A 20,345-nucleotide genomic window follows, 5' to 3' on the forward strand; every position below is an offset into this window, starting at 1 on the left:
TTAACTCCCCCGCTTCATCTGCAAAACCCAACATCGGAATACATTAGGTTCCTCCTACTGCTGACCGGTGAGTTTAAAAGTGCCGCCTTCCCGCTTCCCAAGCGGATAATTTTGAACCGTCATTTCCACCCTCGTATTCTTATCCCATACCGGAAGCTTGTCAGATGTACCGTACTCTTTCATAGCTATGTTTATGACTTCCTCCGCCTTCTTCGTCAATGCAGCTGAGGACATATTATATTTACCATAACCTTGATAAGCACCGCCAAAACCAAGATTAGGTTGATTGTTCACATTCAGTAGCACACCCTTCAACGTGCCATCCTCTGTTACATCAAAAGTCACTTTTTCCAATACAAAATCATCGGTAACGACAGATGTCTGCTCTAACATATGCGTTATGGCTGACAGGTTAGCTGTTAATCTAACTCGTCCCAGTAGCGCCTCTGTATCGTTGTGTTGCTTCGTTAACGCTTGTGTTGTTTTATTTAGTGAAGCGTTCGCACTAGTTAAAGTATTGACCTTCGTATTCAGATTATAATTCCACACCGCCAAGGCTATACATCCTAGTACAGCTACTCCTGAAATGACTGTTGCTACAACTGCGAGCTTACGAACAGAATGTGCTTGCGGCTCCACAGACTGAGCATGACTGCTTAATTCTCCCATACCAAACTTCCTCTCTACTTATATAGTCATATTTTACTATTCCCTTCTCTGATAATCTAGTATATTTTTCCTAATTCCATATTTCTATGCATTTGTACAGGAATTCGTTTCATCAGCCCTGGAGTTTCGGTTCTTTCGTTTTCTAGGAGATGCTGTATTTACCAGATACACACTGCCTGCAATCAGCACCAGCCCCACAACAAACGTCAAAGTAAGCGATTCCTTGAGCATTACCATACTAAAGACTGTGGACAACACCGGAATCATAAACGTATATGAGCCGACGGTTCCTGCATCTCCATTGTCGATCAGTTTAAAATAAATTATCCAGCCCATCGCAATCACGAATATCGAAATAAACAATAGAATTGCGATAAAGGAGGTCGTCCAGTGAATATCGCTCCATTTCTCGGTCGTAAATCCAATCCCATTGAGTATAATCCCTCCCAATACGAGCTGCATCGTCACCGCCCAAATGGAGTCCAGCTGCTGACTTTTTTTCTTCATATAAATCGTTCCGAGCGCCCAGCACAATCCTGAAGCTAGCCCCAACACAATACCCAGTACCGATAAATGCCCTGCCATTCCACCAGAGCTAATCACGATCACCCCGCCAAAACCCAGTACCAGTCCAATGACCTTCAGGGGAAACATGCGCTCCCCTAACCACATCCAGGAGAATAATCCCAACAGGATCGGCTGAAGGAATACTAAAGTGGAAAATAACCCAGCAGGCAAATAACGCAGCCCTACCGTCTGCAAGCCATAGTAGCCTGCAATATTAAATATGGACAGCACAAGATAAGTCCACGCATTCTGTCTAAAACGCAAGGTTTCCCGGTGACGTATAGCGAACAATAGCAGAATCACACCACCCAGCAGGGTACGGATTCCTGAAAAAAATATCGGCGGCGTATCTGGCAAAGCCAGCTTGGTCAACGGCCAGTTGATCCCCCATACCATCACTAATATCAAGACAAGCCACAACGTAGCTTTAGGTGTTAATTTTTTCATAGATGTCTTCTCTCCCTTAGATTTTTCATCGCTCATTGCTACCGACTAAAATCTGAATAGCCGTTTGCAAAGTTTTGCTTTACTAGCGTATACTGTGGTCACTAATAAATAAAATGAATGTTTTCAATAAGGGAGATAACTTTTCACTTATGACCATTACTCAGATTATGATCTTCGTTCGTGTAGCTGAAACGCTAAACTTCACCCAAACTGCCCATGAGCTGCATATGACGCAGCCCGCGGTCAGCCATGCCATCGCCAGCATCGAAAACGAGCTGGGTGTCCAGCTATTGCTGCGCGACCGAAAAAAAGGAGTGCTGCTGACAAATATCGGGCACAAGGTACTGCTGCAATTCCGTATGATGCTGCAAAGCATGGAAAAGGTACAGCAGCAGGTGGCTGCTGAAAAAGGTCTAGACGTGGGCACGATCACGATCGGTGCCTTTCCTTCTGCCTCAGCCTATTTTCTGCCCCCGATTATTCATCATATTCGTCAGCATTATCCGAACCTTGTTTTCGATCTACATGAAGGCTCCACGAATGAAGTCAAGGAGTGGGTGCATACCAGAGAAATCGAAGTCGGTATCATCCTGTTACCAGACCCTCAGGTAGATATCATCCCATTATGTCAGGATGACATGGTTATTCTCCTGCCAGACGGTCACCCTCTACAATCGCACAATAAAATTGCCATCCGTGACTTGAATGAGCAGGATATGATCTTTTGTAAAGGTGGACATGAGGTCGCCATTATGGAAGGTTTTGAACGCGAACAAAGTCAGTTGCAGGCACAATTCATTACTCACAATGTCAGCACCTTGGTCAGCATGGTTCGACAAGGACTGGGTACGGGCATTGTTTCTTCACTCGCCTTGTCCACGTTCCCCCATGATCTGACCGTCAAGGAGACTTCACCTCTGATCACACGTCAAATCGGTATCGCTGTACCATCCCTGCACAATGCTTCTCTGGCTGTACAGTTATTTGTGCGTACTGCGCAGGAGCTGTTTACGGATATGAAGCAGTAGAAGCATTGGATTATGAACATAAGGAGGTCTATTCATATGCAGAGAAATCAAATCATTCGACCAAATAGCTAAATTTCTAACCTATAAGCTTATACATCACATATAATGCATTAATTACATTGGTATATTATCCCATCCCAGCGGGTAACCTATATGCTGAATACCTGCAATTTTCAAACTAGGAGGGTTTTGCATGGATCATCTCGTTATTTTGATCAGAAGTTTTTCTGCATTCGTTATCCTCATGCTAATTGGGAGAATATTGGGGAAGCAAACCCTTTCCAATATGAACTTTCACGAATTCGTAACGGCAGTTATATTAGGAGCTATGGCTGCTAATTTTGCATTTAACCAAAAAATAGAAGTTGTCCACCTATTAATAGCCCTGTCTGTTTTTACAATTACTTCTTATGTTTTATCCAAGTTTTTTTTGAAATTCAGAAACTTTAAGATGTGGACAGAGGGAGCACCCACCGTTCTCATAGAAGGAGGGTTCATTCTCGAAGATAACCTAAAAAAAAATAATATGACATTGGATTCTTTAAACCAACAACTTCGCCAGAAAGAAATTTTTAATATAGAAGAAGTGCAGTACGCCCTCCTTGAGATTAACGGAAAACTATCTGTTCAAAAGAAAAAGGAACTGCAAGCCGTGACATTAAAAGACCTGCAGTTGAATGCAGGTAATGCCACACAGTTCCCAATTGAGCTTGTAATCGACGGACAGCTTTTGCATGGCAATTTAAACTCCAATCATATTCCCGAATCATGGCTGCTGTCTCAACTGAAGGCCCGCGACAAAAAGTTAGAGGACGTATTCTATGCCGTTAAAGGCAGCAACGGCCAACTCTATGTGGATGAATATAAGGATAAAATCCAGCATCCAATTGATGTGGAGTAGTATTGACTTTCGGTCAATAGTTACCTGAGATTCAACGTAATCAGATAATTGTATTTGGCAGCGTGCTTAAGCTCATCCAAAATGATACCGTACACCGTGTCCTTATAGATACCGGCAGGCAAACCAAACCAGATGTTGCGATATCGTTCCACCGCACCCAACTCTCCCATCAAGGCGCGCTGTAGACCTTCTGTATAAGATTGCACCCTCTCATATTGCTCACTACTGATGCCTGCAATTTCCTGTCCTGTCAAAGCCCGATACATCTCTCTGAACATTTTATTGTGACCGCGCTCATCATTACGGATGCTTTCAATAATAGCCACCTGCTCTTGTGAGGGTGCCAAATTGATCAATTCACCGTAGAACAACTCATCGTTACGCTCCCCTTGTACCGCTTCCTTTATCATTTGTACTGCTTTCGGAAATCCTGTGTTCCAGATCGGTACAAAATCGGCCCGCATATAGTATGAATTTCCCCAGTAAGAAGGTACTTGATACAAGTTTATTCCTCCTAATGTTAGTTTTTAGAAAGTATATGCGCATCTGCCCATGTCGGTTCCTAACATTAGGAGAATATACTGATGATAGCTATCCTTCAATGTCGGATCAAACCTCCAGCTACATCATCCCAGCGCCAAGAAACCTCATGTCCATGGAGATGCAGCCCCCCAAACCACTCATCGATCCCTTGAACTGCAATGCGGTCCGCTGATCCATTCAGTACCTCTTTACCCAACTCTGTCAGAATTACCTTTCGGTTCAGAAAATCCGGAATTTGTCTGAAATCCAAGCCCGCCTCAATCCCGTCAATGATCAGCAAAGGATGTTCGCCTTGCGCCAAAGCACGAATAAATTTCCAGTATTCGAGATCACCCATGCCAAGCACATGCAGAACGTCAGTTACCTGACGAAACAATTCCAATGCCGTATTCACTTCATTATGAACGGCCTGAAGCGTGGTCTGTTCCACAACGCCAAGACCATTCCGCTCCGAGGGCAGCCGCTTGAGATGCGCTGTGAAAGCTTCATAGGCAAAAGGCAGGCCGGATGCTGCCAATTCTGCCTTCTTGTCTTCCAACAGATTAGCCATTTGAGCAGGATCAGGAGAAGCATACGCCTGCCAAAGCTCGCTTCCGAGCTCCATTTCTTGCCGCCCAATGGTCCGCCAGCTCCCGGATAATGTCTGAAGCTGTGCCGGAGTGAGCTGTCCTAGACCATGAAACCGTTCGATTCCCGGAAACTCCCCAATACAGAGCAGGCTCAGCTTCGTGCGGCCTAGTTTCTGTCTTTTGAACCAGTGGAGCAGATAGGCGAGCATGCTCTGATCAAATAGGTCATGCTCAAACCACAACACGACTTCATCATACTTGATAAACTCACGAAGTTTCCGCTCTTGTTCCTCACAGCCCGTTATATATTCGCTGGCCGGAATACCCATCGTTTCTTCTAGGACCTTGGCCCGCAATGCCCGTTCTTCCGCCCCCGCTGGATTTAAAAATATCGGTCCTCCCGGATATACCTCTCTCCATACAAGCACATCACCCTGTACAACACCCTGCTTCAACATCTCGCCTACAACATCACCGTTAACAATATGTAGCATGTTTTGCCCTCCCTCATACAAATGATTGAACACAGAAACGAGATCAGCTACCGGGAGTGTACCTTTCAGCTTTCGGCGAGCATCGTGCAGCCGCTTCTTAAGCGTCGGGACCGGAGTGCCCAGATAATCGGAAATTTCCTGAAGAGAGTAGCCGTAAAAATAAAACAGCAGCAGAGGCACGCGCAGCTTGGCAGACAGTGCCTTCACCGATTGTTGCAGAACTTGGCTCTCCTCCCTACGCTCCGCAATTTCTGCTACACCCGGTACTCCTCCCGATATCTGCACAGCCTCATCCAGAGGAAGCACCGAATGATGCTTGCGCCGCAGCATCCGCTGGCACTGTCTTACGACAATGGTCTTGAACCAGCCTGGAAAAGCGGACGGGTTCTGTAGCTTCTCCAGATTCTGATAAGACTCTATGAACGCATCCTGCACGGCATCTTCCGCGAGATGAACATCCTTCAGCATGTCATAGGACACCGCATAGGCCATCCCGCGAAAATGCAGCATTAGCTGCCCGAACGCTTCTTCATCCCCCTGCCGTGCCTTTTCAACCCACTCCTTCATACATCCCTAGCCTCTTTTCTTTCGTGTTCTTAGTCTTAAGTGCCAACTCCGTGGAGGAAGGTTACAAATCAGCTAGTTTCTCAACAGAAATATATCATCCTTTATTTTTTACGAGGTTAAGTTCAATATGACTTCGACCATGTAGCCATAGCAGTTCGTCCAGTAAAAACGTCAATCCATCCTTACTACGCAAACGCTCGATCAGTTCTGTAACGACTTCCATAATCCCACGCTGTACATTCTTCGCTAGTTGGAGGCCCCCACTTTCCCCATCCACATAAAGATGTGGATGGTCCGGTTGTTCTACCTTTCTTACATGTCGCAGACACAGTATCCCATGTTCAAGATAAAAGAAATAACTACGATCATACAGAACTCCCTCAATTAATTCATACATATGAGGATCATCATCAGGTCCATATGTCATGGTAGCCCTTTTTAAACTAACTGGATTGTTCATATATTCTTTCACTCCCTCAGAATTTAAATTGTAAGTTCCTATACTGAAATTCTAGTGAAGTAAAACTCTAATTAAAATAATGTGAATTTTTTATTTGATAAGTCCTGAATGTTTGTATGCAATACTGTAATTTATGTATAAGAAGTCGTTCATTGAATACATTCGCAATATGGTATATATACCAAGTTAACTTCTATTTTGTTAATGAGGTACTTATACTATATGTTTTGAATTCTTATAATCAAATTGGAGAGTGATACAATGAATTTTATAAAATCTATTTATACAAAACAAAACGTAAATAGCTCAGTACTCTTTTTTGCATTTTTAGTTTTATATAGTGTTTTTTCTAAGATTGAAATTAAACCCGTAGCTCTTTTGCTTTTTACAGTTGCATTTGCCTTTTTTAATGCCCTGAGTAAATTTGTCCAATCCACACGTAGTGATAATGATCCTAAGTAAGTAATCTCTACATATTAAAAAAGACCTCCAGGACGAATATAGTACGTGACTATACCGTTCTGGAGGTCTTGATTTACATTTTCGAATTGTTAACACCCCATCATGCAGGTTTGCAGACAATTCATTTCATTGTACCCTTTTAAACTACCTTAACAAGGCTCTTCGTTCGGTTTCCCGGCATCTGTAGCTGTACGGAAGCTTGAACCGCAGCCGCATGTAGCTACGGCATTCGGGTTATGAATCGTGAAGCCGCCTGACATTCCAGACTCTTCAAAGTCGATTTCCAGACCGTCCAGGTAGCGGATGCTTTCCTTTTCCACTACAATCTTCATATCCTGTACGTTCATATATATATCCTGATCCGTCTCGTTGTCGTCAAAGCCCATTGCATACGAGAATCCGGTGCAACCACCTGGCGTAACACCCAGACGTAAAAACATATTCGGCGTTTCCTGCTGCTCCAGCATATCCTTCAAACGCTCAGCAGCGGAATCGGTGATGTTAATCATAGCTCCATCCTCCTCTTTTACTTCATGTTCTCCTTCAGTATACTCCACTATTTGCAGGTGCTCAAGTCATGGAATGTCCTTCCCTTACAGGCTTCAAGACCTGTTTTTCTATTCGTTTGTATTGAACACCGGTGGTGTGAGGTTTATAATAGGTGAAGAGTGTGTAAAAGAAACTGTCGGAAATTTGTCATTTCAAAGGCGATATTTTGAGATATTCATCATTGTAGCCTGGCATTGTAACATTTTTCACATATCGTATATCCGCGCTGCCGGATTTTACCGACGGAACGGGACATCCTGTGCGCATCAAGCGCTTGTGCCGCTGATTTGGCGGACAGCCTCGCACAGAGCAACTTGAAGGAGGAATAGGCATGTCCACATTAGTTACACCTTTTACAGACCGCAGAATGGCGGAAATTGTAGAAAAGGTACAGAACGGGATTCGTTTGAACCTCGAAGATGGTATATATTTGTATGAAACTGACGATATCCTCACACTGGGTCAGTTGGCTAACGAAGCTAATTTACGCAAGAACGGAAAAAAGGTTTATTTTATCGAAAACATGAGCCTGTACTTCACCAATGTATGCGAAGCGCGCTGCGCGTTCTGCAATTTCCGCAAGGATCAGGGGGAGGACGGCTCTTATACGTTGTCCGGGCAGGAAATGATTGATTATGTAGAGCAACACATCCATCCGGGGGTAAGAGAATTTCATATCGTCGGTGGTCATAATAATCATGTGCCTTTCCAATACTATGTAGACTCATTGAAGGCGCTGAATGAAAAATATCCCCACGTTACACTGAAAGCCTACACAGCAGCGGAAATTGACTTTTTCACACGCATAAGCGGCTTGAGTATTAAAGAAGTGCTTGAGGAGCTGCAAAAGGCTGGACTTCAATCCCTGACTGGTGGTGGCGCAGAAATCTTGTCCGACGAATATCGCAAGAAGATGCGTGTTACCAAAGCCAACGTGGACCGCTATCTCGAAGTACATCGCACGGCCCACAATCTCGGCATGAAAACTCATACGACTATGCTGTACGGTTCGGTCGAATCGTATCAGGATCGTATTGAACATATGCTGCAAATTCGCGAATTGCAGGACGAAACGAACGGATTTATGGTATTTATTCCACTGTCCATGCAGCCGAAAAGCAAAAACGCCAACATTATGCGTCGTAACTCCGCTTACGAAGATCTCAAAACCATTGCGATCAGCCGCCTGATGCTGGACAATATCGACCATGTCAAAGCTTACTTCATTAATATTGGCCCGCAATTGACGCAGGTCGCTCTCACCTTTGGCGCATCAGACGTCCATGGCACGATTGTGCGCGAGCAGATCAGCCATGCCGCAGGTGCGTTGACCCCTGCCGGATTGACCCGTAAAGAGCTGATCTGGCTGGTCAAAGGTGCAGGACGCATACCTGTAGAACGAGACACCTTCTATAACGAAATCGAAGTTTTCGAATAAATGTAATATCGGATTCAGATTTCCCGCGAGCATATCATCCCCATTACTCACATCATGCAGCATCATGCTGCCCCGGAATACGCTGGTCTGTCTGCCACAGGCAGGCCCGATTCTCGGGTTTTATAACAACAAAAACTTGTGTTAGATCGACGAGACACCAGACCATTTGCCGGGGACACGGTAGCGAAAGGAAGGCGGATTTTGATGAAAAATTTCGTTATTCTGGGGGGCGGCTATGGCGGCCTTACCATTGCCAAAGAATTGCTGGATAAACACATTCCCGACGATGTTCAAGTTATTTTAGTGGATCGAATGCCCTTTCAGGGCTTGAAAACAGAGTACTATGCCCTCGCAGCAGGTACGGTTTCTGATTTTGATTTGCGGGTGCATTTTCCAGATGAGCAACGTCTTATTCGCAAATACGGAGAGGTCACCTCGATGGATCTGGAGAATAAAATGGTCCATTTTCAAGACGGTGAACCCTTGCCCTATGATCAGCTTGTCATTGCGTTGGGTTGTACCGACCGCTTTCACAATACACCGGGGGCTGAAGAACACAGCTGTACGATCCAGTCGTTTAACCATACCCGCCAAACCTATCTGCGCTTGAACGAAATCAAGCCATATGGACATGTCCATATTGTAGGCGGCGGTCTTAGCGGTGTTGAGATTGCAGCGGAGTTACGTGAAAGCCGCACGGATTTGAATATTACCATTATGGATCGGGGCGAGCGGGTGCTGTCAGCATTCCCGCAACGTTTGTCTGCCTATGTACATGCTTGGTTCAAGGAGCATCAGGTTAATGCCCTGAACCATGTTGCGGTTTCTCGTATTGAGCCGGGGGCTATTTATAACCGTGACGAGCAAATTGTAACGGATGCAGTGGTATGGACGGCCGGGATTCAGCCAGTAAAAATCGTGCAGGATTTAGCTGTCCCTAAAGACCCTCAGGGTCGTATCGTGCTCAACGATTACTACCAAATACCAGATCATCCAGAGGTATATGTGGTCGGAGACTGTGCGAGCCTTCCCTACTCTCCAAGCGCTCAGGCAGCAGAGGTGCAAGGGGAACAAATCGCACATATTGTACGTGATCTATGGAAAGGTCAAACGCCTCACCCGCATCCTTTAAAGCTGCGCGGTACATTAGGCGCACTTGGCAAGAAGGCCGGGTTCGGCTATGGCTTTATGGGCAGCACTTCATTGCGCGGCCGTGTACCACGCCTGCTTAAAAGCGGTGTGCTCTGGAAGTCCAAACGCCATTTTGGCTGATCATGCTAAACAAACAAAGAAGACCCGCTCCCAAAGCAGGTCTTCTTTGTATATTGCGTGTATGGGCTAACAGAGCATTATATTTCAATCCAAGTCTAGGTTATCCCATGCTTCAGCTTCCTTAATTTTATTCATAATCACTTCGTACAGAAGCTCTGCTGAATCTGCGGATACAATCTCACCATTGACCATCGCATAGGGTTCCGCGTTACACTGACCGCAATTGCTTAGGCAGCCGTATTCAATCACATCATAATCTGGATTCTGTTCCAGCTTGGACATGATTTCATCAGTGCCCCAATGCATATTACTGGTGCAAAACTCAATAATAGGTCTTAACATTTTTTCACCTGCTTTGGATGACGGGCATTTTAATTTGGCCCGCTTTGTAATATAATAATAAAGGTATAGGAAAGGAGTTGAATTCTAATGAGCGAAACACAAAGCGTTCAAATGTATGATGAAGTAGCAGATGTACTGGATAAGCTCCGTCCGTTCCTGCAACGCGATGGCGGCGACGTTGAGCTGGTTGACGTAGAAGACGGCATCGTTAAGCTGAAGCTGGTAGGCGCTTGCGGCAGTTGCCCAAGTTCCACAATCACGCTGAAAGCAGGGATTGAACGCGCTCTTCTCGAAGAAGTCGACGGCGTCCAAGAAGTGGTACAAGTATTCTAATGCTTGATGCATAAGATCATGAGAGTCTTGACTTCGGTAACGAAGCTCAAGACTCTTTTTTGTGTTACAGCGTCTGAGGGATCACTCAAGCTTATATGGTTGGCCGAATGGGGTCCAATCCTCCCGATACATCCATAATATTGCCTGTTATAAAATCCGAATGCTCCTCACACAAATAGGCGATCACTCGCGCAATGTCCTCTCCGCTCCCCGGACGCCCACGCGGTGTCTCTTTATCCTGCATGCCGATGACATCGGCGATTGACATTTCCTTATTTGCTCCTCGAATATCCCCTGGACAGATCATATTGACCGTGATGCCATAAGGAGCCTCCTCCACAGCCAGTGACTTCGTAAAAGACACCAGCCCCACCTTGGCGGCTGCGTAGACGGCGCGATGCGGCCAAGCCCTCGCTTCTCCAGCATGACCAAAGCCAAAATGAATAATACGTCCCCATTGCTGGCTACGCATGTGAGGCAATACCAAATGATCCAGCAACATGGTACCGACCAGATTCCCTTGTATCATGGTATGAATCTCAGCTACACTGTAATCCGCAAACAGGCGGCGTTCCCGGATGAACGGTCCAGCATTGTTCACCATAATATCGACTCCGCCTAGCCGATCCTGGACTTCACCAATCAGCCTCGTGATATCTTTCTGAACAGTGATATCCCCTTGTAAAGACAGGCAGCGTACTCCCTTAGACTCAATCACCCGCTTAAGCGCTTCGGCTTCTGCTTGGCTATGCACATAATTCAGCGCAATATTACAGCCTTCATTCGCCAGACGCAGAGCGGTCGTTTTACCTAAACCTTTGGCACTACCCGTTATGAATGCGACTTTATCTCTCAACAATTTTCCTCCTGTTCACAGAGAACGGTCACCCCCAAGTATAAAATATTTAAGCTTCCCCTACAACTCTATCCAAAAGAAACCCCAGTCCTCTTGTTCAAGAGAATCTGGGGTTTGCGTGCAATGTGTTCTCGTTCCCTACTTAAAATGCCGGGATAATTGCGCCTTGGTATTTATCTTCAATGAATTTTTTAGTTTCTGGGGATTGCAAAGCTTTAAGCAGCTTCTGAATCGCTTCAGAATCTTTATTATCAGGACGAGCTACCAGAACGTTAGCATATGGAGAATCTTTATCTTCCAGTGCCAGTGCATCCTTCGTCGGGTTCAGCTTAGCTTCCAGAGCGTAGTTCGTGTTGATCAACGCAATGTCCACTTCAGGCAACTGACGTGGCAGCATAGCCGCTTCCAGCTCCTTGAATTTCAGGTTTTTCTTATTTTCAGTAATATCTTTTACCGTAGCTTCAATGTTGCTTGCGTCTTTCAGCTTGATCAGACCTTGTTTTTCCAACAACAACAATGCACGGCCTCCGTTTGTTGCATCGTTCGGAATGGCTACCGTTGCGCCATCTGGGAGTTCATCAAGCTTTTTATATTTTTGGGAGTAGATGCCGAAAGGCTCCAGGTGAACCGCGCCCACAGAAACCAAATTCATTTTGCGCTCTTTGTTCATAACATTCAAGTAAGGTACATGTTGATAGAAGTTAGCATCCAACTGCTTGTCAAACAATTGAACGTTCGGCTGTACATAGTCGTTAAACTGAACGACTTGGAGACGAACCCCTTCTTTTTCCAACTGAGGTTTGATTGCTTCCAAAATTTCCGCATGCGGCACAGGAGAAGCTCCAACTTTCAGCTCCACTTCACGTGGTGATCCGCCTGTATTTTCGGCCGCATTGTTTGTATCCGATGTTGTGCTCTTTGTGCCGCAAGCAGCCAGCACCGCAATTAATGTCAAGCTTAATACAGCCAATACCCATTTCTTCATGTTATTACCCCTCCAAAAATTTGTAATATTCAGGAGCAGACGTCCTGATCAATAAGGATATCTATATGTTTTCCCTATTTTCGAGTATAATGCCGCACGAGACGGTCTCCCGCCATTTGCAGCAATTGAACCAATACGACCATCAGCACGACCGCAACGATCATTACAGCCGTTTCATAACGATAATAGCCGTAGTTGATAGCCAGTGTACCCAGTCCACCGCCCCCGATCATCCCGGACATTGCCGTGTAGGATACGAGTGTAACGACGGTAATGGTTAATGCGGCTAGCAGTCCCGGAAGTGCCTCACGTAACAGCACACGCCGGATAATTTGTCCTGTCGAGGCCCCCATTGCTTGTGCGGCTTCAATGACACCCTTGTCCACTTCACGCAGAGACGTTTCGACAAGACGTGCGAAGAATGGGGCAGCCCCGATAACCAATGGTGGGATGGTTCCCAACACCCCGGTCGAGGTACCTACCAGCGATCGTGTAAAAGGAATAAGTGCAACGATCAAAATGATAAATGGCACGGAACGTAAAATGTTAACGATGAATGATAATACAATGTATATCACCTTCATCAGAGTCAACGAGGAGCGGCTCGCCAGAAACAATAATATGCCGAGCGGCAAACCAATAATGAGGGTGAACAATGCGGATGCACCGAGCATCTGAAGGGTTTCCATAGTAGAATTCCCTAGCTCTTCCCAACTCACTTGTGAAAAATCAAGTTCGCTCATTGTCCGATCACCTCCACATCAAGTCCTTGCCCAGACACTTCGCGCAGCGTATGCTCTATATCCTCATGATTTCCTTCAAAACGAACGATTAGCTGACCATAGGGTACATTTTTAATCGTAGATATGGTTCCCTGCAAGATCGCAAAATCAACCCCAGTGCTTCGAGCCGTACGCGACAGAATCGCATCATATGTTTTGCTGCCCAAAAAGGAGATACGCACCACCTGTGCCGACTCGCCCTCACCTGCTGCCGCAATCGCTGCTTGCAACTCCTCGGGATGTTCTGACTCCCGCTGGATAAAGTCCTTGGTTACCTGGTGCTGCGGCTTCAAAAATACCTCAGCCACCGGACCTTGCTCCACGATGTCACCCTGATGAATGACGCCAACTTTATCACAAATGCTTTGAATGACATGCATTTCATGTGTAATGAGCACGATGGTCAAATTAAAGCGCTGATTAATATCCAGCAGCAATTTCAGGATAGACCCCGTCGTCTGTGGATCAAGCGCAGAAGTCGCTTCGTCACACAGCAATACATGAGGATCACTAGCCAACGCCCGCGCAATTCCTACCCGCTGTTTCTGTCCACCTGAGAGCTGTGACGGATACTTTCCACTGTGTTCTTCGAGACCCACCAATTCCAACAGTTCACGAACCTTCTGGTCCAACTTCTGCTTGGGCGTGTTTACCAGCCGCAACGGAAATGCAATATTGTCATATACCGTCGCCGAAGACAACAAATTAAAATGCTGAAAAATCATTCCGATTTTTCGGCGCTGCATTTGTAACTGGGATTGACTCACAGTAGTGAGGTTTACCCCGTCTACCCATACTTCACCTGAAGTAGGGCGTTCCAATAAATTAATACAGCGGATCAATGTACTTTTCCCTGCCCCGGAGTGACCAATCACTCCGAATATTTCTCCACGCTGTATAGAAAGATTCAACCCAGACAGCGCATTAACGCGTCGGTTGCCTTTGCCATAATGCTTGGTTAACTGCTTAAGCTCTATCAACGTGCTGCGACCCCCTTCACTTCTTCCTTACCCTTTTTACCAGTTGTCATCTCTCAGGATTGTATAAAATCGCTATTTATTTATACAAAAAAGAGCCCCTTTCACAGAATGAAAAGGGCCCCACCTTGCGATCCTTTTCTCATCTGCCAAAATCGCTATAACTCTAGCGGTTTTGTAGGAATTAGCACCATCATGTTCCCTCCCAGTGTATTACACCGGGAAAGAACGGGTTGCCGGGCTTCATCGGGCCAGTCCCTCCACCTCTCTGGATAAGAAAAATATGTTAAACTCCAGCTTTAGCTGTCCGTTAAGTTTATATAAAAAAACATAATTCAAGCATTTTTCTGAAACTAGGTTTCAGTATAGATAGTTTACATTGCTTTGTCAAAGGATATTTTCTATCATATTTTTGGGCGTACTGCCCGGTTCTCCCATTGTTTCGCAGTATAAGTAAAGGCGATTGACAACGACCGACACACCATTTCCAAGCCCTGCTGCAAATCTTCCAAATGGTGATCGAGGTCCTCCAATTGGATTTTTCCATACAAAGCTCGGTGTCGTTGCCAGAGATCATCCTGCATTTCCGTATTCATATAGTGTATCTCCGTATTCCGCCGCTTACGCAGCCGATTGATGGCATCGTTGTATGTATCCTTGATATCATTTAAATTATCGGTCAATACAGGATGCATTTTGAGATACTTGAGTTGCCGCAACACGGTAAAATACGAATAATGCGCCTTATACTGCCCTGTTTTTAAATCATACAGATCATTCAGCCAGTTGCCCAGCTTATCCAAAATGGAAAATACCCTCACAAACCCATCCTTATAAAAGAAAACATACAATGCATAGTCGGATTTTTCATCCTCACTCATATCTTCAGCATATCCGGCTTTCACTTTCATACGGAAAAAGGCGGCAGCATGATGGCTCTGCTCCAGTTCATCCAAGGATGACATTAGACCGCGTGTCAAAATATCCGCCTTCCGAAAATCGTGGGTCGGATCTCCACCAGCCTGAATTTGCCGCTCCAGCAGGTTCAACATATCTGACATGCTATTCATGGCATCTAGCAGGATGCCCTTGTTCACACGTGGCGGCTCACCCAGTAGCTTGCGTATCATGCTTACGCCTCCTTATAAATGTAAAATCCGGCTGTAGGTTAATTAGGGCGTCAAGCGAAATAACTTGTCCATCGTTGATCTACAAGCTTAACAATATCCTCACGCGGTAACACCTCATCCGGATACCCCGGCTTCATACGCGCATCCACTACAATCGGCAGCTTATAGTTCAGGTGATGCAAACGCACTTCGCTGTCCGCGTACATATCCGTAGCCGGGTTAAAGCGAGTGAATACCGTCCACAGGAACGAGGCTTGAGAACGAACGACTTCTTTGGCATCGTCCACAATGAAAACGAGCGGCCACTCTTGCTCACCCGCAGCTAATCGCTCCAAAACACGTGCCGCCAGCTCAGGCTCTTGCTCAAAAGACGCACCCGATACGACGAGGCAACCTCCGCAATAGGGTTCAATTTCACGAATCCCCGGCAGATCGCCTCCCTCATAGGCACGAGGCAATTCACGTACAGGCTCACCTATTCCCATCAGGATCGCCTTACTGCCATGATTCAGCTTGCGGCCTGTGTAATCGAGTGTATCGTGTGACGTGTGATTGAAAATAAATAAATCCCTTGCTGGATTAAATCGCTCCAGAATGGTTTCCAGCAGCAGGTTAAAGTCAGATAAATCAATGACTCGATCTGTCAGCATCAGGAACTTGGTCAATGACAATTGACCTTGACCCAAAATGGTAAAACCGGATACAAGCGCTTCACGGGAGTAGCTTTCACGTACGACTGCCGCTGCCAGCGCATGTACGCCCGTTTCCGCATACGCCCACAGGGACTTGACGGAAGGCATCACAAGCGGATAGGCAGGCGACAGCAGACGTTGCAAAAACTCACCGAGGTAGTAGTCTTCTTGCCGAGGCTTACCTACAATGGTTGCCGGATAAATGGCATCCTTGCGGTGATGCATATGTTTGACATGAAATACAGGGAAATCATGCTGTAATGAATAATATCCAAAATGATCGCCAAACGGGCCTTCCGGACGGCGTTCATGAGGTGGCACATAACCGCTGATTGCAAATTCTGCTTCTGCTGGAATCCGATGACCCCCAAGCGGGTCCTCTGTCATGGGCAGCTTGCCTCCCATAATAAGCGAAGCCAGCAACAGCTCAGGCAAGTTTTCCGGTGCTGGAGCAATGGCAGACGCAATCAGAGCAGGCGGGCCACCGATGATAATCGTCGTAGGCAACGGCTCATTACGTAGCTCCGCTTCATGATAATGGAAACCGCCGCCTTTATGAATTTGCCAGTGAATGCCCGTCGTCTGATCATCATAAATCTGAATGCGGTACATCCCCAGATTATGATCCTTGGGCTGACCTGGCTTCTCGGTATACACGAGTGGAAGGGTAATAAACGGTCCTCCATCCTCATGCCAACTGGTCACTTTAGGCAGTGGTGCCAGCGGAGCCTCTGTACGGCGAACTCCCAATACAGGAGCCTCGCTATGAGATACTGTTTTTAGGCCTACTTTTAGCATGTCCTTAATCAGGCCACGTTCATTCCACAATGCTTTGGGTGTAGGTGGAAACAATGTTTTGGTTGCTCCTACAATCGCATCCATCAGTTGCTCTGGGCGCGGGCCAAAAGCCATGTCCACACGGCGATTCGTGCCAAACAGATTACTGGCTACAGGAAACGGAGTTCCTTTTACATTCGTGAACAGCAGTGCCGGCCCTTCTTCCTCAATGACTCTTCGATGAATCTCAGCCAGCTCCAAGTAAGGATCGACAGGTGCCTCTATAATTTTAAGATGATTTTCTTTACGCAGTGCTTCAATAAATTGGCGCAAATTCTGGTAGATCAACTGGACGATTCCTCCTAAGCAAATCAAGCCCTCGAGAAACTCGTGGGCCTGGTTTGTTTCTTATATGCTATTATACGTGTTTAAACGCCACTTGGGCAAAAATCCGCTTCACTATGATCTATGAAATGCTTAGGTACGTTGTGCTTGGGTCGGAACAAGCTTGCGATCCGGTGACAATTGCCATACACGATAGCTCAGATAAGCCAAGATGGAGAACAACGATGCAATCACCAGCATATGCCCCAGCACGATAAACATGTAGATTTCAGGTCTGTTGACGTACAGCAAGATAATTCCAATCACCACTTGAAGCAGGATTAACAAGACCGATACAACACCCAATATACGGATGTCCCGGTGATTCGGGTGATAACGGTATGCGTAGTGACCCACAGCCAAGATAATGACGAACAGCAGACCGGCTGAAATCTGATGAAGCAACAGTGGAGATATGAAGCCTCCAATATTTACAACCTTCTGGATGACCGAGTGACTAAGCAACGCCCCTGAATAGACAGCAATATAGGTATAGATCGTCGATAGCCATATAAAATTACGAAAGCCCCGACTGACAGGCCCAGGAATCAGACGCGGAGTGTGGCGTGAGTCCGCATGCTCCTGCCAGGCCCCCAGCGTCATCATAGTCGCACTGGCAAAAGCGATAAGCGCAAAGCCAAAATGCAGTCCCATGACCGCAGCTGATTGGGAGAATATGACAGCCAACGCCCCCATTGCACCTTGTATGATCACAAACAAGAGCGTGAGCAGCGAGAATAGCTGTAAATCCTTTCGATGCTTCATAAACAGCAAAAAGCCAACAAATGAGGCGATAGAAAGAATCCCGGCCATGGCACTGACGGAGCGGTGAGAGAACTCAATAAGGGATGCGATCGTATGTGCCGGAACCAGCTTACCATTGCATAGCGGGAATTCCCGGCCACAGCCCAGACCCGAATCCGTCCGCGTCACAACACCTCCACCGAAGGTAGCCAAAAACATGACAATACATGTTACGAGTGCCAGCCATTTTAATATTCTAATTTTGTTATTCAAATTCACCCGTATCCTTCCAAATATAATATTTATTCACTTTATATGTTGTGAAATGATCACTTATAGTAATTATAACTGATATATCGTTCCTTGACATACGAGCTTTGTTGACAAAATGTGAACGTGTTCGTGAGAAAGCCGCCCCCTTGAAAGGAAGCGGCTTTCTGAATGTCTTGATGTTTAAAATTCAATTTGGAACCTTCATGTATGCATGTACAGCATTCATTATTTTGCCAAGCTCGTATGGACTTCAACAGCCCGATCCAAAAATTGCTCAATCTCCTCGCGGGATTTGCGCAGTCTGTTCACCAGACGTACCAGTTCTCGCCCTTCACTGTAAGCGATAAAGCTAGGAATCCCCAATACATTCTGCTCTTGACTGACGCTTTCGGCCTGTTCTACATCAATCTCAATTAATGTAAGCTTATCTGCATATTGTTGTTCCACATCAGGCATGAACGGATCAATGAAATGACAATCCCCACACCAGTCCGCCTTAAATACAGCCACCGTTACGCCCGGAGTGGATATTGCCTTATTAAAGTCTTCATGAGAGACGATTTTTTGCATGGATGATTCCTCCTTAAATTCTTTTTATACTGAAAAGATTGCACTTTCTATTGTAACGCCAAGTGAAGCTTTTGCACACTCCCCCATTCTGCTCACATGCCGATTGGAAGCCCTCTCATTGAGGCATACTAAAGATATACTTAAGAATCCACCACATAAACGACGACATCCTAACAGCATACCCAACTTACTTGGCAGGATACGGGGATGCTTGCAGTTGGAAAGGAGGTTATTTAGTCATGTCTCTTACCGAATGGCTCCATACGGCATCTCGACAGCTTCAGGGAGGGCTAAAGTTACTGGGTTCCGTTCCCCGTGTTGCTGAGGAAGCTTGGGAAGGCAAACGGGCAGCCTGGACCGAATCCCGCAAATTACGCTACCCCTTGCGTGAACTAGCGTGGGATTATCATACGGCACAGGCCGCTATGAATGAAGCTGAAGCGTTAATGTTGGTGAACGGACCCGCTACGCGTCCCTCTTCTCTGAATATGCCCTTATGCGAAACAGACTGTGAGCTGCTGGAGCGGATCAAGAATGATACAGCACAGGAGAATCGCAGCAACGTCACCCGCACTGCCGCTTACCTTGAATGCTATCGTGGCTACCCGGAGTTACACTGGGCATTACTGGCCCACCTGGTTTCTCGTAATGGCGGCTATCATATGACCGATTTGAAAGGGGGACTGATTGACAACCTATTCGGCGAGCAGGAAAAGGAATGGCTGTATCGGCTACTGGAGCGCTGTAACGCCCTTATTTTTCAAGACGCTTATCCGCAGTTGCAACTTTACATGCACAGCCGCCATTTGGGTCGGAGTTGCTTTCATTTGTTGCCTTATTTTCACGTTTCGCCATTCATGAAGCCCTTTTGGGAACGTTTCTGGGCATGGCGTGATAGCTCTCTGTTGACTGTGGCGCTCATCATTAATGAACAAAACTATATTGAAGGACGTGTAGTAAAAGATCCGTATTTTCAAAAATTTGTGACACACAAGCCGGGCTTTTATTTGCATGACTGGCTCCAGCTTAATCAGGTTATATTTCCACTTGGGCTGAACGGTGGGCTTGCTGGACTAGTGATGGAGCGTTTCGGCCATTTGGATGAGCGGATCGGCTTTGGCAAAAGTCTCTATGCTATGCTCTTCGGCCATCAGCAGGTGCTGGATCAGGCATCAGCATTCGCTAACAGTGTGCCGCATACGGGTTCACGTAGCGACTATTGGCCCGGATTGTTCACACCGAATGAACAAAAAGCGTTGCACTCTCCAGATGAAAGTGCAACGCTTTTAGCACATGAATGGCTACCGCCAGGACAACGTCTGTACAGCCCGGAGCTGAACGCCGTCTGGTCCGATACAGCTTATGATCCAATTCCCCGGTATGACTGGTTTCAGGACGGCTCCACACTCGGGCATCTCAGCGAACCAAGGCGACCGCTGTTATTTGCCATGCGCCACGAGCATCGCCACAGCATCCAAAAAACAGCGATGGCCCACGTTGCCCATAACAGCCTGCAACCTTTCCACTGAAAGAC

The 20,345-nt window shown here is 46.2% G+C and carries 22 protein-coding genes and 1 riboswitch; of the genes, 7 read left to right on the forward strand and 15 right to left on the reverse strand.

The window, feature by feature from the left end; translation table 11 throughout:
* Window positions 1-54: 54 nt before the first annotated feature.
* On the reverse strand, window positions 55-669 hold the full coding sequence (locus MKY75_RS20015) for a hypothetical protein (RefSeq protein WP_069012615.1): 615 nt from the start codon (window positions 667-669) through the stop codon (window positions 55-57).
* 84 nt (window positions 670-753) lie between these two features.
* The gene (locus MKY75_RS20020; RefSeq protein ID WP_069012614.1) at window positions 754-1,683 is read right to left on the reverse strand and encodes a DMT family transporter; all 930 of its coding nucleotides are present in this window, start codon (window positions 1,681-1,683) and stop codon (window positions 754-756) included.
* A gap of 149 nt (window positions 1,684-1,832) precedes the next feature.
* Here MKY75_RS20020 and MKY75_RS20025 point away from each other — a divergent pair, with 149 nt between their 5' ends.
* A complete protein-coding gene (locus MKY75_RS20025) occupies window positions 1,833-2,711 on the forward strand; it encodes a LysR family transcriptional regulator (RefSeq protein ID WP_340886330.1) in 879 nt (292 codons plus the stop codon).
* A 193-nt stretch (window positions 2,712-2,904) separates the two neighbouring features.
* Complete coding sequence (locus tag MKY75_RS20030) at window positions 2,905-3,612, forward strand: DUF421 domain-containing protein (RefSeq protein ID WP_069012613.1); 708 nt, start codon at window positions 2,905-2,907, stop codon at window positions 3,610-3,612.
* Window positions 3,613-3,632: 20 nt separating this feature from the next.
* Here MKY75_RS20030 and MKY75_RS20035 read toward each other — a convergent pair whose 3' ends face one another.
* The 3 genes from MKY75_RS20035 to MKY75_RS20045 form a co-directional block, all read right to left on the reverse strand.
* Complete coding sequence (locus MKY75_RS20035) at window positions 3,633-4,076, reverse strand: ferritin-like domain-containing protein (protein ID WP_445671531.1); 444 nt, start codon at window positions 4,074-4,076, stop codon at window positions 3,633-3,635.
* 134 nt (window positions 4,077-4,210) lie between these two features.
* Entirely contained in the window at window positions 4,211-5,785 is a 1,575-nt protein-coding gene (locus MKY75_RS20040; RefSeq protein ID WP_340886335.1) for a sigma-70 family RNA polymerase sigma factor, read from the reverse strand.
* Window positions 5,786-5,879: 94 nt separating this feature from the next.
* The gene (locus tag MKY75_RS20045) at window positions 5,880-6,245 is read right to left on the reverse strand and encodes a hypothetical protein (protein WP_340886337.1); all 366 of its coding nucleotides are present in this window, start codon (window positions 6,243-6,245) and stop codon (window positions 5,880-5,882) included.
* 261 nt (window positions 6,246-6,506) lie between these two features.
* On the opposite strand from MKY75_RS20045, the gene MKY75_RS20050 reads away from it, so the two are divergent.
* Window positions 6,507-6,707, forward strand: a complete 201-nt coding sequence (locus MKY75_RS20050) for a hypothetical protein (RefSeq protein ID WP_029518226.1) — start codon at window positions 6,507-6,509, stop codon at window positions 6,705-6,707.
* 149 nt (window positions 6,708-6,856) lie between these two features.
* On the opposite strand, the gene MKY75_RS20055 is transcribed toward MKY75_RS20050, so the two are convergent.
* On the reverse strand, window positions 6,857-7,216 hold the full coding sequence (locus tag MKY75_RS20055) for a HesB/IscA family protein (protein WP_013311832.1): 360 nt from the start codon (window positions 7,214-7,216) through the stop codon (window positions 6,857-6,859).
* A gap of 371 nt (window positions 7,217-7,587) precedes the next feature.
* Here MKY75_RS20055 and mqnE point away from each other — a divergent pair, with 371 nt between their 5' ends.
* Window positions 7,588-8,694 carry an aminofutalosine synthase MqnE gene (gene mqnE, locus MKY75_RS20060; protein ID WP_029518225.1) on the forward strand — a complete coding sequence of 369 codons (1,107 nt, stop codon included), beginning with the start codon at window positions 7,588-7,590 and terminating at the stop codon, window positions 8,692-8,694.
* Window positions 8,695-8,898: 204 nt separating this feature from the next.
* The gene (locus tag MKY75_RS20065) at window positions 8,899-9,966 is read left to right on the forward strand and encodes an NAD(P)/FAD-dependent oxidoreductase (RefSeq protein WP_029518224.1); all 1,068 of its coding nucleotides are present in this window, start codon (window positions 8,899-8,901) and stop codon (window positions 9,964-9,966) included.
* 84 nt (window positions 9,967-10,050) lie between these two features.
* On the opposite strand, the gene MKY75_RS20070 is transcribed toward MKY75_RS20065, so the two are convergent.
* Window positions 10,051-10,308 carry a YuzB family protein gene (locus MKY75_RS20070; protein WP_023990179.1) on the reverse strand — a complete coding sequence of 86 codons (258 nt, stop codon included), beginning with the start codon at window positions 10,306-10,308 and terminating at the stop codon, window positions 10,051-10,053.
* Between the two features lie 87 nt (window positions 10,309-10,395).
* On the opposite strand from MKY75_RS20070, the gene MKY75_RS20075 reads away from it, so the two are divergent.
* A complete protein-coding gene (locus MKY75_RS20075; protein WP_013311836.1) occupies window positions 10,396-10,641 on the forward strand; it encodes a NifU family protein in 246 nt (81 codons plus the stop codon).
* A gap of 91 nt (window positions 10,642-10,732) precedes the next feature.
* On the opposite strand, the gene MKY75_RS20080 is transcribed toward MKY75_RS20075, so the two are convergent.
* From MKY75_RS20080 to MKY75_RS20115, 8 genes are all read right to left on the reverse strand, one after another.
* Window positions 10,733-11,497, reverse strand: coding sequence for an SDR family oxidoreductase (locus tag MKY75_RS20080; protein ID WP_029518222.1), 765 nt, complete (start codon window positions 11,495-11,497; stop codon window positions 10,733-10,735).
* A 142-nt stretch (window positions 11,498-11,639) separates the two neighbouring features.
* Window positions 11,640-12,482, reverse strand: coding sequence for a MetQ/NlpA family ABC transporter substrate-binding protein (locus tag MKY75_RS20085; protein WP_029518221.1), 843 nt, complete (start codon window positions 12,480-12,482; stop codon window positions 11,640-11,642).
* Between the two features lie 74 nt (window positions 12,483-12,556).
* Window positions 12,557-13,225 (reverse strand): methionine ABC transporter permease, encoded by a 669-nt coding sequence (locus MKY75_RS20090; protein WP_069012611.1) that lies wholly within the window; start codon window positions 13,223-13,225, stop codon window positions 12,557-12,559.
* Complete coding sequence (locus MKY75_RS20095; protein WP_340886339.1) at window positions 13,222-14,244, reverse strand: methionine ABC transporter ATP-binding protein; 1,023 nt, start codon at window positions 14,242-14,244, stop codon at window positions 13,222-13,224. Before MKY75_RS20095 ends, MKY75_RS20090 begins: the two co-directional genes overlap by 4 nt.
* 136 nt (window positions 14,245-14,380) lie before the next feature.
* Window positions 14,381-14,520: riboswitch (SAM riboswitch) on the reverse strand.
* A gap of 125 nt (window positions 14,521-14,645) precedes the next feature.
* Window positions 14,646-15,371, reverse strand: coding sequence for a Cthe_2314 family HEPN domain-containing protein (locus tag MKY75_RS20100; protein WP_069012609.1), 726 nt, complete (start codon window positions 15,369-15,371; stop codon window positions 14,646-14,648).
* Between the two features lie 50 nt (window positions 15,372-15,421).
* Window positions 15,422-17,188: a UbiD family decarboxylase gene (locus tag MKY75_RS20105; protein WP_025723591.1), complete on the reverse strand. Its 1,767-nt coding sequence runs from the start codon at window positions 17,186-17,188 to the stop codon at window positions 15,422-15,424.
* A 129-nt stretch (window positions 17,189-17,317) separates the two neighbouring features.
* Window positions 17,318-18,247, reverse strand: coding sequence for a COX15/CtaA family protein (locus MKY75_RS20110; RefSeq protein WP_029518217.1), 930 nt, complete (start codon window positions 18,245-18,247; stop codon window positions 17,318-17,320).
* A gap of 219 nt (window positions 18,248-18,466) precedes the next feature.
* The gene (locus tag MKY75_RS20115; protein ID WP_029518216.1) at window positions 18,467-18,811 is read right to left on the reverse strand and encodes a thioredoxin family protein; all 345 of its coding nucleotides are present in this window, start codon (window positions 18,809-18,811) and stop codon (window positions 18,467-18,469) included.
* A gap of 239 nt (window positions 18,812-19,050) precedes the next feature.
* Between MKY75_RS20115 and MKY75_RS20120 the strand changes: the two genes are divergently transcribed.
* Window positions 19,051-20,340 (forward strand): DUF2515 family protein, encoded by a 1,290-nt coding sequence (locus tag MKY75_RS20120; protein ID WP_340886342.1) that lies wholly within the window; start codon window positions 19,051-19,053, stop codon window positions 20,338-20,340.
* The last annotated feature ends 5 nt before the right edge of the window (window positions 20,341-20,345 follow it).

This window comes from Paenibacillus sp. FSL L8-0663 (assembly GCF_038008125.1).
GTDB classification, from domain to species: domain Bacteria; phylum Bacillota; class Bacilli; order Paenibacillales; family Paenibacillaceae; genus Paenibacillus; species Paenibacillus polymyxa_D.

What these genes read in the sequence shown, in the direction of transcription:
- MKY75_RS20015 (WP_069012615.1), bottom strand. Translation starts at nt 669, where the DNA reads ATGGGAGAATTAAGCAGTCATGCTCAGTCTGTGGAGCCGCAAGCACAT.
- MKY75_RS20020 (WP_069012614.1), bottom strand. Translation starts at nt 1,683, where the DNA reads ATGAAAAAATTAACACCTAAAGCTACGTTGTGGCTTGTCTTGATATTA.
- MKY75_RS20025 (WP_340886330.1), top strand. Translation starts at nt 1,833, where the DNA reads ATGACCATTACTCAGATTATGATCTTCGTTCGTGTAGCTGAAACGCTA.
- MKY75_RS20030 (WP_069012613.1), top strand. Translation starts at nt 2,905, where the DNA reads ATGGATCATCTCGTTATTTTGATCAGAAGTTTTTCTGCATTCGTTATC.
- MKY75_RS20035 (WP_445671531.1), bottom strand. Translation starts at nt 4,076, where the DNA reads ATGCGGGCCGATTTTGTACCGATCTGGAACACAGGATTTCCGAAAGCA.
- MKY75_RS20040 (WP_340886335.1), bottom strand. Translation starts at nt 5,785, where the DNA reads ATGAAGGAGTGGGTTGAAAAGGCACGGCAGGGGGATGAAGAAGCGTTC.
- MKY75_RS20045 (WP_340886337.1), bottom strand. Translation starts at nt 6,245, where the DNA reads ATGAACAATCCAGTTAGTTTAAAAAGGGCTACCATGACATATGGACCT.
- MKY75_RS20050 (WP_029518226.1), top strand. Translation starts at nt 6,507, where the DNA reads ATGAATTTTATAAAATCTATTTATACAAAACAAAACGTAAATAGCTCA.
- MKY75_RS20055 (WP_013311832.1), bottom strand. Translation starts at nt 7,216, where the DNA reads ATGATTAACATCACCGATTCCGCTGCTGAGCGTTTGAAGGATATGCTG.
- mqnE (WP_029518225.1), top strand. Translation starts at nt 7,588, where the DNA reads ATGTCCACATTAGTTACACCTTTTACAGACCGCAGAATGGCGGAAATT.
- MKY75_RS20065 (WP_029518224.1), top strand. Translation starts at nt 8,899, where the DNA reads ATGAAAAATTTCGTTATTCTGGGGGGCGGCTATGGCGGCCTTACCATT.
- MKY75_RS20070 (WP_023990179.1), bottom strand. Translation starts at nt 10,308, where the DNA reads ATGTTAAGACCTATTATTGAGTTTTGCACCAGTAATATGCATTGGGGC.
- MKY75_RS20075 (WP_013311836.1), top strand. Translation starts at nt 10,396, where the DNA reads ATGAGCGAAACACAAAGCGTTCAAATGTATGATGAAGTAGCAGATGTA.
- MKY75_RS20085 (WP_029518221.1), bottom strand. Translation starts at nt 12,482, where the DNA reads ATGAAGAAATGGGTATTGGCTGTATTAAGCTTGACATTAATTGCGGTG.
- MKY75_RS20090 (WP_069012611.1), bottom strand. Translation starts at nt 13,225, where the DNA reads ATGAGCGAACTTGATTTTTCACAAGTGAGTTGGGAAGAGCTAGGGAAT.
- MKY75_RS20100 (WP_069012609.1), bottom strand. Translation starts at nt 15,371, where the DNA reads ATGATACGCAAGCTACTGGGTGAGCCGCCACGTGTGAACAAGGGCATC.
- MKY75_RS20115 (WP_029518216.1), bottom strand. Translation starts at nt 18,811, where the DNA reads ATGCAAAAAATCGTCTCTCATGAAGACTTTAATAAGGCAATATCCACT.
- MKY75_RS20120 (WP_340886342.1), top strand. Translation starts at nt 19,051, where the DNA reads ATGTCTCTTACCGAATGGCTCCATACGGCATCTCGACAGCTTCAGGGA.